This is a genomic window from Pseudoalteromonas sp. UBA2102 (assembly GCF_002331165.1).
In the GTDB taxonomy this organism is placed as follows: Bacteria; Pseudomonadota; Gammaproteobacteria; order Enterobacterales; family Alteromonadaceae; genus Pseudoalteromonas; species Pseudoalteromonas atlantica.
In genome coordinates this window covers 3,705-17,188 of sequence record NZ_DCYU01000076.1, presented here as the reverse complement: position 1 = coordinate 17,188, position 13,484 = coordinate 3,705, and the positions used below count along the sequence as shown (strand labels likewise).

The 13,484-nt window shown below is 41.6% G+C and carries 12 protein-coding genes; 10 read left to right on the top strand and 2 right to left on the bottom strand.

Annotation, left to right across the window (positions count from 1 at the left end; all coding sequences use genetic code 11):
- Positions 1-12 precede the first annotated feature (12 nt).
- The 3 genes from B2R65_RS10765 to B2R65_RS10755 all read left to right on the top strand — a co-directional run bounded on the left by B2R65_RS10765 (position 13) and on the right by B2R65_RS10755 (position 3,497).
- Positions 13-711, top strand: coding sequence for a tRNA1(Val) (adenine(37)-N6)-methyltransferase (locus B2R65_RS10765; RefSeq protein WP_286742449.1), 699 nt, complete (start codon positions 13-15; stop codon positions 709-711).
- 155 nt (positions 712-866) lie between these two features.
- Entirely contained in the window at positions 867-2,873 is a 2,007-nt protein-coding gene (locus tag B2R65_RS10760; protein WP_286742447.1) for an alpha-amylase, read from the top strand.
- A 177-nt stretch (positions 2,874-3,050) separates the two neighbouring features.
- Complete coding sequence (locus B2R65_RS10755; RefSeq protein WP_273611873.1) at positions 3,051-3,497, top strand: DUF2147 domain-containing protein; 447 nt, start codon at positions 3,051-3,053, stop codon at positions 3,495-3,497.
- 2 nt (positions 3,498-3,499) lie between these two features.
- Here B2R65_RS10755 and B2R65_RS10750 read toward each other — a convergent pair whose 3' ends face one another.
- Positions 3,500-4,414, bottom strand: a complete 915-nt coding sequence (locus B2R65_RS10750; RefSeq protein ID WP_054983746.1) for a LysR substrate-binding domain-containing protein — start codon at positions 4,412-4,414, stop codon at positions 3,500-3,502.
- 192 nt (positions 4,415-4,606) lie between these two features.
- On the opposite strand from B2R65_RS10750, the gene B2R65_RS10745 reads away from it, so the two are divergent.
- Positions 4,607-5,554: a DMT family transporter gene (locus B2R65_RS10745; RefSeq protein ID WP_273588921.1), complete on the top strand. Its 948-nt coding sequence runs from the start codon at positions 4,607-4,609 to the stop codon at positions 5,552-5,554.
- 34 nt (positions 5,555-5,588) lie between these two features.
- On the opposite strand, the gene fldB is transcribed toward B2R65_RS10745, so the two are convergent.
- The gene (gene fldB, locus B2R65_RS10740) at positions 5,589-6,110 is read right to left on the bottom strand and encodes a flavodoxin FldB (protein ID WP_004588002.1); all 522 of its coding nucleotides are present in this window, start codon (positions 6,108-6,110) and stop codon (positions 5,589-5,591) included.
- A gap of 106 nt (positions 6,111-6,216) precedes the next feature.
- Between fldB and xerD the strand changes: the two genes are divergently transcribed.
- From xerD to B2R65_RS10710, 6 genes are all read left to right on the top strand, one after another.
- The gene (gene xerD / locus B2R65_RS10735) at positions 6,217-7,143 is read left to right on the top strand and encodes a site-specific tyrosine recombinase XerD (RefSeq protein WP_286742440.1); all 927 of its coding nucleotides are present in this window, start codon (positions 6,217-6,219) and stop codon (positions 7,141-7,143) included.
- 60 nt (positions 7,144-7,203) lie between these two features.
- Complete coding sequence (dsbC, locus tag B2R65_RS10730; protein WP_004588004.1) at positions 7,204-7,932, top strand: bifunctional protein-disulfide isomerase/oxidoreductase DsbC; 729 nt, start codon at positions 7,204-7,206, stop codon at positions 7,930-7,932.
- 294 nt (positions 7,933-8,226) lie between these two features.
- Entirely contained in the window at positions 8,227-9,948 is a 1,722-nt protein-coding gene (gene recJ, locus B2R65_RS10725) for a single-stranded-DNA-specific exonuclease RecJ (RefSeq protein ID WP_273611872.1), read from the top strand.
- Positions 9,949-10,092: 144 nt separating this feature from the next.
- Positions 10,093-11,191 (top strand): peptide chain release factor 2 gene (gene prfB, locus B2R65_RS10720; protein WP_096041210.1). Its coding sequence is split into 2 segments (ribosomal slippage): positions 10,093-10,167 and positions 10,169-11,191, totalling 1,098 coding nucleotides; the frame shifts between segments, so codons are not numbered across the junction.
- A gap of 26 nt (positions 11,192-11,217) precedes the next feature.
- Positions 11,218-12,753 (top strand): lysine--tRNA ligase, encoded by a 1,536-nt coding sequence (lysS, locus tag B2R65_RS10715; protein WP_096739134.1) that lies wholly within the window; start codon positions 11,218-11,220, stop codon positions 12,751-12,753.
- 396 nt (positions 12,754-13,149) lie between these two features.
- On the top strand, positions 13,150-13,332 hold the full coding sequence (locus B2R65_RS10710; RefSeq protein ID WP_024031585.1) for a hypothetical protein: 183 nt from the start codon (positions 13,150-13,152) through the stop codon (positions 13,330-13,332).
- Positions 13,333-13,484 lie beyond the last annotated feature (152 nt).

Here is a 13,484-nt window from a genome sequence, read left to right as displayed (position 1 = left end):
AAAGGTGAAAAAATGTCAGGGTTTACGTTTAAACAATTTAAGGTTGAGCACGATAGCTGTGCTATGAAGGTCTCAACCGACGGCATTTTACTTGGCGCATGGGCGTATTTAAAAGGCGCCAACACATTACTCGATATAGGCACAGGCACCGGTTTACTTGCGCTTATGTGTAAACAGCGCCAACCAGCACTTAGCATAACCGCTGTTGAAATTGATGAAGCTGCTTACAAGCAAGCGCAGCAAAATATAGTCTCTAGCCCGTGGCCAAATATCACAGTAAAGCACACCACTATACAAGCGTTTAAACAGGCGGCGCCATTTGATGTCGTGATATCTAACCCCCCTTATTTTAACCGCAGTTTAAAAGGGCTAAGCAATGCCCGTAACACCGCACGCCATACCGATGGTTTAAGTTTTGACGAACTAATACATGCCTATATGCGTTTAAGTCATGAGCAATCGTGCTTTAACGTGATTTTACCCACCACGGAGGCGGGCTTATTCATTGAATTGGCAAAACAAAACGGGCTTTATTTAAACGCGCATTGCCAAGTAAAAACCACACCAAGTAAAGCATTTAGCCGTAGTTTGATGCGTTTTAGCTTAGTAAACACTTTACCTGAGCTTACCTCCCTATGCATAAAAGATGAAAACAACCGCTACAGCAATGATTATATTGCGTTATGTAAAGCGTTTTACTTGAAGATGTAATTTTTAAGGCTGGTAATTATCTAGTAATAAAGGATAGTTTACCCATTATGCATACGTATTCAGTTTTTATTTGAGCAACTCTCAAACTAGTGTTAACCACTTGTAAATAACGTCGAGTATGTTGTTTAACTCGCCCAACACTGGAAACACACACTATGAAACTGAATAAAATGATCACCACTGCAGGTTTTAGCTTAGGTTTAACCTTACCAAGTTTAGTATCGGCTGCGCCTACAACATTTGTGCATTTATTTGAATGGAATTGGCAAGATGTAGCCCAAGAATGTGAGCAGTTTTTAGGACCAAAAGGGTACGCTGCTGTACAGGTGTCTCCGCCTAACGAGCATATTACAGGTAGCCAATGGTGGACTCGCTATCAACCTGTGAGCTACCAACTACAAAGCCGAGGCGGTAACCGTTCGCAATTTATAGATATGGTTAATCGCTGTAACGCCGCAGGCGTCGATATATATGTTGATACATTAATAAACCATATGGCAGCCGGCAGTGGTACGGGCACTGCTGGTAACACTTTTGGTAATAAACAATACCCTATTTATAGCCCACAAGATTTTCACGAAAGTTGCTCTATTAACCCAGAAGATTACGGTAATAACCGTTATCGCGTGCAAAACTGTGAGCTAGTAGGGCTGGCCGATTTAAACACTTCTTCAAATTATGTGCAAAATACATTAGCGGCATATATTAATGATCTTCAAGCTATGGGTGTTAAAGGTTTTAGGTTTGATGCTGCTAAGCATGTTGCTGCAAGTGATATTCAAAGTTTAATGGCAAAAATAAATGGCTCGCCAGTGGTGTTTCATGAGGTGATAGATCAAGGTACTGAAGCGGTTGCAGCCTCAGAGTATTTAAGTACAGGGCTAGTTACCGAGTTTAAATACAGTACGCAGCTTGGTAATACCTTTAGAAATGGCTCGCTTACATGGTTAAGTAATTTTGGTGAAGGCTGGGGCTTTATGCCAAGTTCATCAGCTGTGGTATTTGTAGATAACCACGACAATCAGCGCGGCCATGGTGGTGCAGGTAATGTAATCACCTTTGAAGATGGCCGTTTATACGACCTAGCCAACGTATTTATGTTGGCGTATCCGTATGGGTATCCAAAAGTAATGTCGAGTTATGATTTTCACGGCGATACAGATGCGGGTGGGCCAAGTGTACCGGTGCACAATAATGGTAATTTAGAATGTTTTGCAAGTAACTGGAAGTGTGAGCATCGCTGGTCTTATATTGCGGGTGGTGTCGATTTTAGAAATAACACAGCCGACAACTGGGTAGTAACAAATTGGTGGGATAACACCCATAACCAGATTGCATTTGGACGTGGTAGCTCTGGTCATATGGCAATTAATAAAGAAGACTCAACGCTTAATGCAACAATTCAAACAGATATGGCGCCTGGACAGTACTGCAATGTGTTAAAAGGCGAGCTTTTGGGTAATGCTACTAGCTGTAGCGGTGAAGTAATAACAGTTAATAGCAACGGCACCATAAATTTAAATGTAGCGCCATGGGATGCAATAGCAATTCATAAAAATGCTAAATTAACCCAAGAGGCAGTGCCTAATAATAGCGACTGGCAAAGAACCGTTGTTTTTATTAATGCTCAAACACAAAGCGGACAAGACATGTTTGTACGCGGTGGTATAGACCACAACTATGCAAATACAAACCTTGCTAGAAACTGCCAAACAACAAATGTTGAATGTGCTATGCCAATTCGCCATAACAATCTAAAAAACAACACCACAACGCCTTGGAAAGCAAACGATAACTACCTAGATTGGTATGGAATTGAACAAGGCCAAAGCAGTGAAGCGCAAGGCACTGCAATGGATTGGACTACAAATGTTTGGCCAAGTGAATATGGCGCCCAAAAATCGGTAACAGTAGATGGCTTTGGTGTTACACCCCTTAATATATGGGGCGAACACTATTGGATGCTGGATGTTGATATGGATTGCAGTAAAGCTGTTAACGGATGGTTTGAATTAAAAGCATTTATAAAAAATGGCGAAGAGTGGGAAGGCGATATAAGCCAAGCAAATACCCCCTATACAAGTACTAACCATATGGCACAGTGTGGCAAAATTAATATGTTTGAATTTAACAGCTCAAGTGTAGAGGTACGTGACTTTTAAATACGTACTTTAAAACGCGTACGTTAAAAAACTATCAGCCAATTTAAAACCAAGTGGGTTAACGCGTACTTGGTTTTTTACTTTTATATGTACCTAAATAGCAGTTTAATTTAATAGTGCGTTTATAAATCAGCTGGTATTATCGTTTTATTCGCCATTTTTAATTTAGGCAACACAATGAAAAAGTTAAATAAATTACCGTTACTAACTACACTCGCTGCGGCTTTATTTTTAAGCCAAGGTGCGCTTGCAAACATGACTCCTGTTGGGCTTTGGAAAACCATAGATGAAGACACCAACGAGGCTAAATCGTATGTACGCATTACTCAAAACGATAAGGTGCTCAGTGGTAAAGTTGAGACTATTTTAGACCCAGCTAAACAAACCGGTATTTGTAAAGAGTGTGATGGGGCATTAAAAAATCAGCCTATTTTAGGGATGACCATAATCACTGATGTAAAGCCAGAAGATGATGGCGTGTGGGGCGATGGTGAAATACTTGACCCTACAAATGGTAAAACCTATACCGTGCAACTAACACCACAAAACGACGGTAAAACATTGGAAGTACGTGGCTATATAGGCTTTTTTTACCGTAACCAATATTGGCAACGTGTGGAGTAGCACTACTCGTTTGCTGTTTTTAAAAACTCGCGTTTAAGCCACGCTCGTAATGCGCTTACCTGTGGGTGATTAAGCATGGCGTGGCTCGTTGCAAAATAAAACTGCTGATGCGGATTAACAATGCTTTGGCCAATTTGCGTGAGCATGCCGTGCTTTATATCGTCGCGTACAAATTGTTTGTGGGTGACCAAAACGCCAAGCTGGCGCATCGCGGCTTGCGTTGCTTGCACTGAAATATTAAAGGTTAAGTTATTATGCTGCTTAGGCTGCGCTAAATTATTAGCCTCGCACCACGTTTGCCAATCGTTTTGCCTACGTGGGTTGGTAACGTAGATTGCTTTAAAACGCTGCAGCAAATTTTGCGCGGTTAACTCATCTTTATTTAAGCCAACTAAAAGCTGTGGGTTACAGACTAAAATTAACTGATCGTCGGCTAGTTTTTCACAGTGATATTTTTGCCACTTATCGGGCTGGCCATGAATAATCGCTGCATCAATCCCTTCGCGCTCTAAATCAAATTCTCCCACCAAGTTAGAAATACGAATGTCGCTGTTTGGCGAAATGCGCTGAAAATCAGCCACCCTAGGGATCCACCAGTGCAGAGCTAGTGAGTTAACCATATTGAGTGTTAAATAAGTTGGCTCATTCGCTGTGTTACTTGCCTCTTGGCTGGCTGCTAAAATTTCAGCCATGGCTGGGGCTATGCGTTTGTAATAGCGCTCACCCACAGGGTTGAGCTCAACGCGGCGACCAATGCGATTAAAAAGCGGTGTATTAAGTTGTAACTCTAACGCTTTAATAGATTGACTTACCGCCGAGTGACTAATACTTAGCTGCTCAGCCGCGAGCACCATGCTGCCAGTTTCGGCAACAGCTATAAACGTATAGAGAGATTTTAACGGCGCTGATTTGATCATAGGTTATTTATTAACAGTTAAGTTTTACTTACAGGTTAGTTTAATATTATTCGCTTTTAAATTTATAAAGTACACGTAAAATTAGCGCCATAAAAGCCAATGCCAATTTTTTGAAAAATAATAAATAGATTAAAAAAATTAAGCCTTTAATTTTGCTTTTTACATTCATTTTTTATTCAAAGGATAACTGCGGTGACGTTAAATTCTCGTGCTAGTGTGTTTATGCTGCTCTCTACATTTACCTTGGCGTTAAATAGCTTTATAGCCAAGTTACTTACCGATTACTTTAGCACCAGCGAAGTGGTTTTTTTACGGGTGTTTTTACCCGCGATTATTATGCTGGCATTGGCGGCAGGTATTAAATGGCAGCTACCTAATAAATCAGCATGGCGAACCTTTGCTATTCGCGCAATTTTTATAGTGCTGTGCCAAAACTGCTTTTTAGTGGCGCTAAATACTTTAACGCTGGTGGAAGCGGTTATTTTATTTAGCACTGGGCCGTTATTTATACCGCTAATAGAACGGGTGCTTTTTAAAACTAAATTAAATTGGTTATTGCTACCTACAATGGCGCTGATGTTTGCGGGTGTGATTATTCAAAATATTCATAGCGATGGCATACAATGGCGCTGGAGCTTATTAATTGGTTTAGGGGCTGGTATTTTTAATGCCTGCTCGCAAATCACCTTGTTTAGAGCCAGTAAAATTAAGCTTCCGATGATGGTTATTAACGGTTGGAGTTTTACGCTGGCTGCCATTTTTATGGTGCCAGTATTAATGTTTACCAGCGAAGGTGAGCTATTTTACCAAGGTTTTGCAATCGATATAAGCAATTATAGTTTATTACTGATGGTGGCATTAATTGGGTTTTCGACTGCTGCAACGCAGTTTTTTAGAGGAAAGGCGTACCGATTAGCCAGTTCTAACTCGCAGTTAGCACCACTTATTTATTCTAACTTATTATTTGCGTTGTTATTTCAGCTAATTTTTTACGATACAACATTAAGTTTATCGCAAGTAATAGGCTCAGTGCTTATTGTACTGGCATGTATTATTAATACCTTTGCGCCTAATTGGCTATTGCAAAGGCAAGCAAAAATACGTGAAAAAAAGTGCGCTAAAAAACTTAGTTATTTGTAATGTATTGGCCTAAACATGGTTTAGGCCAAACTCGTTATAGCGTTTCGCTATACTCTGTCATTATTTGTTCAACCCAGCTGGCTATGCGCTCATCGCTTAGCTCGTATTGGCTGTCTTCATCAAGCGCTAGGCCAACAAAGTGTTTGCCATCGGGGGTAAGTGCTTTTGACGCTTCAAACTCGTAGTTTTCATCGTTTGGCCAAAAACCAAGTTGCGTAAACGACTGGGTATTTATTTCATCGTGAAGCATACCAAGGGCGTCTTGAAACCATTGTCCGTAACCTTGTTGGTCGCCCATGCCAAATAAAGCAATGGTTTTACCATTTAGGTTTACATCTTTAATGTCGTCCCACTTAGACTCCCAGTCTTCTTGTATTTCTCCAAAATCCCATGTTGAAATACCAAAGATGATAAAGTCGTACTGCTCTGCATTTTTAAGTGGTTCGTCTTTAATATTGTGTAAGGTCACTACATCGGCGCCAATAAGGTCGCGAATTTTTTCTGCTGCCATCTCTGTGTAGCATGTAGTAGAGCCAAAAAATAAACCAATCTGCATCGTATTTATCACTGTGTAATTGCCTGTTATGATAGGGCGCAGTTTACCGTAAGGTATTTTTAATTGATACCTTCTACCGTGGGTATTACCAACATGAGATCACAACGTGACAACGCTACCTGACGATTTACCTGAACCAAATACCGAGCTAAACAGCAACAGCGACTTTTTAGAAACCTTTTTAGATAGCTTGTACTTAGAGCAAGGTGTAAGCGAAAACACCCTTAGCGCGTATCGCAGTGACCTAGATAAGTTTTGTCAGTTTTTAAAAGGCGAAAGCTTAATGGCGGTAACCAGCTTAGATATAGAAAGCTACCTAGCGTATCGCGTAGATTTAGGGTTGAAACCACGTAGCACGGCACGCAGCATAAGTGCGTTAAAGCGGTTTTATCAGTATTTTGTACGTGAAAAACATATCGCAAGCTCACCGCTTGAAAACATTGCGCAACCAAAAGCGGGTCAATCGTTACCTAAAACGCTCTCAGAAGCCGAGGTAGAGGCATTATTAAGTGCGCCCAATATTGAAGAGCCAATGGGGCTGCGCGATAAAGCCATGCTAGAGCTACTTTATGCTACGGGCTTGCGTGTAACCGAGCTTGTAGGGCTGCGTATGGAGCAAATTAACTTGCGCCAGTCGGTTGTGTTTGTAAAAGGTAAGGGCAACAAAGAGCGCTTAGTACCTTTAGGCGAAGAAGCCATGTACTGGCTTGAGCAGTTTTTAAAAGGGGGGCGTGCACAAATGATAAAACACGCCACCGATTTTGTGTTTCCTTCAAAACGCGGTGTAGGTATGACCCGACAAACCTTTTGGCATCGTATTAAACACTATGCTATTTTGGCGTCTATTGAGTCTGATTTATCGCCGCATACATTGCGTCATGCCTTTGCAACACATTTACTTAATCATGGTGCCGACTTAAGAGTGGTGCAGATGATGTTAGGGCACAGCGACTTATCGACTACACAAATTTATACCCATGTTGCCAATGAACGCTTAAAATCGGTACACTCAGAGCATCATCCGCGCGCGTAATATGAAATTTAATATCAGCTTAGCGGTCAATTTAGTACGTATTATTAGATAGAGAAAATTATGAAAAAATTAATGTTAGCAGGTGCAATGTTGTGCACAAGTATTAGTGCATTTGCAAATGGCGTAGCCACAACGCCAGATGCTAATGATCCTATTGTTACTAAATTTGCCACGTTAGGTGTAACAGTTAAGCAAATAAACCCAAGCCCTGTTGCCGGTTTAAAAGAGCTTATTACAAATAAAGGTGTACTTTACGCCAGCCCAGACGGCCAGTTTTTAATGCAAGGCACGCTAATTGATTTAAACAACCGCAGCAACTTAACCGAGCAAGCGTTAAATGGTGTCCGTGTTGAAGGTATTAAAGAATACCAAGATTCAATGATTGTTTATAAAGCGCCTAACGAAAAACACCAAATTACGGTATTTACCGATATTAGTTGTGGCTATTGTCGTAAATTACACCGCGAACTAGACGACTTGCTTGATGCAGGCATTACTGTTCGTTATTTAGCGTTTCCGCGTGGTGGACTGCAAGGTTCGGGCTACGCCGATTTAATGAATGTATGGTGTGCACGCGACCAGCAAGAAGCACTAACAGAAGCTAAATCAGGCGAAGACACTAAAGTAGTTGCCGGTTGTAGCGCACCAGTAGCTGAGCATTACCAGCTAGGCCAAAGCTTTGGTATTAGCGGCACGCCAGCCATTATTTTAGAAGACGGTACAATGATCCCAGGCTACCAGCCAGCCGCGGCATTAAGTGCAGCGCTTGAGGCGAACAAAGCAGGTTAATTAAAAATCTGAGTAACTGTTTAATACCAATCCGCGATAATATTTAATCATTTTGCGGGGCTAAACATGCTGCTTCAGGCGTTAAAAAATGCTTATTTACGACTGCATGGATGCAGAAGATAGAGCAATGCAGGAGCAATTGCCGAGAACAACTAAATAGCGAATTTTTTACCTAGCTATCAACACGTTTTTCCAGCCTCAAAATAGATCACTTAATTAAGCGAATTGGTTTAAAAAGGCCTTTATGGCCTTTTTTTGTCTTTTTATTATGAACACCATAAGTTAAAAACCAGCATGAAAAAACTGATCATTGCGCGCGAAAATGTAGACGATTCTTACCTGCCAAGCGATCTGCACCCTGTTATTAAGCAAATTTATGCCACGCGTAACGTGCAAAATGCCCACGAGCTAAATAATAGTGCAGCCACGCTAATCGACTTTAAACTGTTTAAAGACATCGACAAAGCCACCGAGCTATTAATTGATGCGCTGAATGCGCAAAGCCGCATTTTAATTGTTGGCGACTTCGATGCCGATGGCGCAACCAGTACAGCCACCTTAATGCAAGGCTTGGCAATGTTTGGCTTTAATAACTTAGACTACCTTGTACCGGATAGATTTAGCTTAGGCTATGGTTTAAGCCCAGCGCTTGCTGAGCAAATTGTTGATATAAAACCAGAGCTGGTCATTACGGTAGATAACGGTATTTCATGTATTGCAGGCATAGACATACTAAAAAAAGTGGGCATTAAAGTACTGGTTACTGATCACCACTTGCAAGGGGAGCAGCTCCCTAATGCCGATGCAATTGTTAACCCAAATCGCCATGATTGCCGTTTTCCTTCAAAATCAATTGCGGGTGTCGGCGTTGCCTTTTACTTGCTTATAGCCCTTAGAAGCACGTTACGAGAGCAAGGTTATTTTGAACGCCATACTATGCCAAATTTAGCCGACTTGCTTGATATAGTTGCCCTTGGCACCGTGGCCGATGTAGTTGCGCTTGATGCAAATAACCGCACTTTAGTACACCAAGGGTTGGCGCGTATTCGCAGCGGTAAAACACGCCCAGGTATTACTGCGCTTATTGAAGTGGCTAATCGTAATGCAGCGCGTTTAAGCGCCAGTGACTTTGGTTTTTCGTTGGCCCCGCGTTTAAACGCAGCAGGGCGACTAGATGACATGAGTTTGGGCATAGCGTGCTTATTAAGTACCGATATAAACCAAGCAAGGCGTATTGCCAGCGAGTTAGATAGCTTAAACCATGCACGGCGCGAAATAGAGCAGGGCATGCAAGCCGAGGCGCAAGCTGTGCTTGATAGGCTTGCGTTTAGTGATGACACCATTCCCGATGCCATTTGTTTATACCAAGAAGATTGGCACCAAGGTGTTATTGGTATTTTGGCGGGTCGCTTAAAAGAAAAATACCACCGCCCAACCGTTATTTTTGCCGGTGGCGAAAACGGTGAAATAAAAGGCTCGTGCCGCTCTATTGAAGGGCTGCACATGCGCGATTTACTCGAAGGGCTAAATACCGCCGACCCGCACTTAATTAATAAATTTGGCGGCCACGCCATGGCGGCAGGGCTAAGTATTGATGAGCAAAATTTTAATGACTTTAAAAACGCGTTTGATGCAGCTGTAAGCGCACAGTTAAGCGAAGAAAGTAAACGCTGCATTGTGTTTACCGATGGCGAGCTGCCAAACGAGTGCTTTACAATGGACTTTGCTCAGCTATTAAAGCAATCAGGCCCATGGGGGCAGCAATTTCCTGAGCCGGTATTTGAGCACACCTTTGAAGTTATTCAGCAGCGTATAGTAGGCGAAAAGCACTTAAAGCTGGTGCTTAAACATCAATCTGGACGCTTAGTTGACGCTATTGCATTTGGAATAGATGTAAAAGCATGGCCCGACACCGAGGCCCGTTATGTCAAAGTGGCTTATCAGCTCGACATAAACGAATTTAGAGGCAAGTTTAGCCTGCAATTAATTGTTCGCGAGCTTGAAAAAGTGCATTAAAAAATATGCACAATGCATGCATAAAAGGCTAATAAAGCGCGCGGTTTTTTGTTAAAATCGGGCGTTTTTATCATTTGACGATAATTTATTGCGTTTAGTGCTAATTTTAGCGCGCAATAATCTAGCCATTTTGGAGTAATGTACATGTTTGAAGTGAATCCTGTGATTAATCAAATCAAGGAAATTCGCGAACGTACTGAACTGCTTCGGGGGTACCTTTGACTACGCTCACAAACAAGAGCGCCTAGAAGAAGTAAACGCCGAACTTGAAGATTCAGCCGTATGGAATGAACCTGAGCGCGCACAAGCACTTGGTCGTGAAAAATCAGCCTTAGAAGCCGTTGTTGAAACAATCGACAACTTAGTAGCAGGTGCTGACGACGTAGAAGGTTTATTAGAGCTTGCAGTAGAAGCAGAAGACGAAGACACGTTTGTTGAAGCGCAAACTGAACTTGAAGGCTTAAATAAACAGCTTGAGGGTTTAGAGTTTCGCCGTATGTTTTCGGGCTCTCACGATGCAAACGATGCTTACCTTGATTTACAGTCTGGGTCTGGCGGTACTGAAGCACAAGACTGGTGTAACATGTTATTACGCATGTATTTACGCTGGGGCGAAGCTAAAGGCTTTAAAGTTGAGCTAGTAGAAGCAACCGATGGCGATGTGGCCGGTATTAAAGGTGCAACAGTGCGCTTTGTAGGCGAATACGCATATGGTTGGCTGCGCACAGAAACAGGTGTACACCGTTTAGTACGTAAAAGCCCATTTGATTCAAGTGGTCGTCGTCATACCTCGTTTGCCTCTGCGTTTGTTTACCCAGAAGTAGATGACAATATTGAAATTGATATTAATCCGGCTGACTTACGTATAGACGTTTACCGTGCATCGGGCGCGGGTGGTCAGCACGTTAATACCACCGAATCGGCAGTACGTATTACTCACGTACCTACCAACACGGTTGTTCAGTGTCAAAACGAGCGTTCACAACACAAAAATAAAGCCCAAGCAATGAAGCAGTTAAAAGCAAAATTATTTGAGCTTGAACTTCAGCAGCAAAATGCTGAAAAGCAATCGCAAGAAGACGCAAAGTCGGATATTGGCTGGGGAAGTCAAATTCGTTCTTACGTACTTGATGATGCACGTATTAAAGATTTACGAACTGGCGTTGAAAACCGTAATACGCAATCGGTACTTGACGGCAACCTAGACAAATTTATTGAAGCCAGCCTAAAATCTGGCCTATAACCACCAAGCTAAAAAAGAGCTAAAAAATGACTGATCAAATCCAAGACGAAAATAAGTTAATCGCTGAGCGTCGCGGCAAATTAGACGCTATTCGCGAAAATTGCCCAGCCAACGGTCATCCTAATCAGTTCCGTCGTGAACATTACACGGCTGATTTACAGGCTGAGTTTGGTGATAAGAGTAAAGAAGAATTAGTAGAGCTTAAGCACGTTGTATCAATTGCTGGCCGTATTTTAGCTAAGCGTGGTCCTTTTATGGCCATTCAAGACATGAAAGGCCGTGTACAAGCTTACGCATCTAAAGATGTGCAAAAAGACTTAAAAGCAAAATATGGCCAACTAGATATTGGCGATATTATTGGTGTTAAAGGTGCGCTTAATAAATCAGGTAAAGGCGATTTATACGTAGAAATGACCGAGTACGAACTACTTACTAAGTCACTACGCCCATTACCAGAGAAGTTTCATGGTTTATCAGATCAAGAAACCAAGTACCGTCAACGTTATGTTGATTTAATTACTAACGAAGCAACGCGCGAAACATTCCGCATTCGCTCACAAGTAGTTGAAGGTATTCGTCGCTTTTTAGCAGAGCGCGACTTTATGGAAGTAGAAACGCCAATGCTACAGGTTATTCCTGGCGGTGCGTCTGCGCGTCCATTTGTAACTCACCATAACGCACTTGATATAGACATGTACTTACGTATAGCGCCTGAGCTTTACCTTAAGCGTTTAGTAGTAGGTGGTTTTGACCGCGTATTTGAAATTAACCGTAACTTCCGTAACGAAGGGTTATCAACGCGCCACAACCCAGAATTCACTATGATTGAATTTTACCAAGCCTACGCTGATTACATCGACCTGATGAACATTACCGAAGACATGCTACGTACAGTTGCAACAAACGTTTTAGGTAGCCCAATTGTAGTTAATACCACTAAAGATGAAAACGGCGAAGTTATCGACTCAGTAGAGTACGACTTTGGCAAACCGTTTGAGCGCCTAAGCATGGCTGATGCTATCTTAAAATATAACCCTGAGTTTGATGCTGCGGTATTTAATGACCCAGAAAACCACTTTGAAGAATTAAAAGCGTACGCTAAACAAGTGCACGTAAAAATTCCTGAAAATTGTGTATGGGGCCCAGGTAAGTTTTTATGTGAAATATTTGAAGAAACGGCTGAGCACATGCTTATCCAACCTACATTTATTACAGGCTACCCGTGGGAAGTATCGCCACTTGCGCGCCGTAACGACGAAAACCCATTTGTTACCGACCGCTTTGAGTTTTTTGTTGGCGGACGTGAGCTTGCAAATGGCTTCTCGGAGCTTAACGATGCGCAAGATCAAGCAGAGCGCTTTACTCGCCAAGTTGAAGAAAAAGACGCCGGCGATGATGAAGCAATGCATTACGATGAAGACTACATACGCGCACTAGAGTACGGCTTACCGCCTACTGCCGGTGAAGGTATTGGTATTGACCGCTTAGTAATGTTATTTACTGATTCACCAACCATTAAAGATGTTATTTTGTTCCCGCATATGCGCCCACAAGCTGACTAAGCTTTAACAAAATAAATGTGATAAACGCCGCTAAATTTTAGCGGCGTTTTTGTGTGAGTATAAAAATAAGCGCCAATGCAGAAAAAGTTGGAGAGTAAATTGCTTTATAAAAACAGACGAAAGAGAGGGTAAGATTGTTCGCTTTTTAATTAATTAGTACTAAGCTAAATTTTAAAGCTAGTTATTAGTGCTTATTAATAGTTAATTCAGATTGGGTTATTTAATGTAGCCTTGTTTTAAATGACCTTAATAACAGTGCTATAACGTAATTTTATGACTGTTTTTTAAACATTATGTTGTATTTATGTAAAAAACTTAGCTAAAATACGCCAAAATTTTGAGCTGGGTTAAAATAGCACTCTAAATATGAATTCTCAAATGGACTTAGAATATAATATGAAAGACAACCGAGTTGAAGAATCGCCAGAAACTGACACCACAGAGCAAAAGCGACAAGCTTATTACCGAGCCTGTATTGCTGAGTTTCAGCAATTAGGTTACCAAGAGCAATATTTAGCGCAGCTCAAAGATGATTTAGTGCCTTTAATGGGCGTTAACCCACAAGACAAAAACATTTAAATCGTTTACTTTTCAAACCAATTATACAATTAAAGCTGACTTATGTGTGTTCTGTAACCAGATAGTCATTTTTGGCATAAAAGTGTTTGACATATTTTCTGAAATCTTTATTATACGCCCCACAAGACGGAGAGGTGTCCGAGTGGCCGAAG

Coding starts and splice junctions, on each gene's coding strand:
- dsbC (WP_004588004.1), top strand. CDS start 7,204: ATGAAAAAATTAATGTTAGCAGGTGCAATGTTGTGCACAAGTATTAGT.
- B2R65_RS10760 (WP_286742447.1), top strand. CDS start 867: ATGAAACTGAATAAAATGATCACCACTGCAGGTTTTAGCTTAGGTTTA.
- B2R65_RS10755 (WP_273611873.1), top strand. CDS start 3,051: ATGAAAAAGTTAAATAAATTACCGTTACTAACTACACTCGCTGCGGCT.
- lysS (WP_096739134.1), top strand. CDS start 11,218: ATGACTGATCAAATCCAAGACGAAAATAAGTTAATCGCTGAGCGTCGC.
- B2R65_RS10750 (WP_054983746.1), bottom strand. CDS start 4,414: ATGATCAAATCAGCGCCGTTAAAATCTCTCTATACGTTTATAGCTGTT.
- B2R65_RS10765 (WP_286742449.1), top strand. CDS start 13: ATGTCAGGGTTTACGTTTAAACAATTTAAGGTTGAGCACGATAGCTGT.
- B2R65_RS10710 (WP_024031585.1), top strand. CDS start 13,150: ATGAAAGACAACCGAGTTGAAGAATCGCCAGAAACTGACACCACAGAG.
- recJ (WP_273611872.1), top strand. CDS start 8,227: ATGAAAAAACTGATCATTGCGCGCGAAAATGTAGACGATTCTTACCTG.
- fldB (WP_004588002.1), bottom strand. CDS start 6,110: ATGCAGATTGGTTTATTTTTTGGCTCTACTACATGCTACACAGAGATG.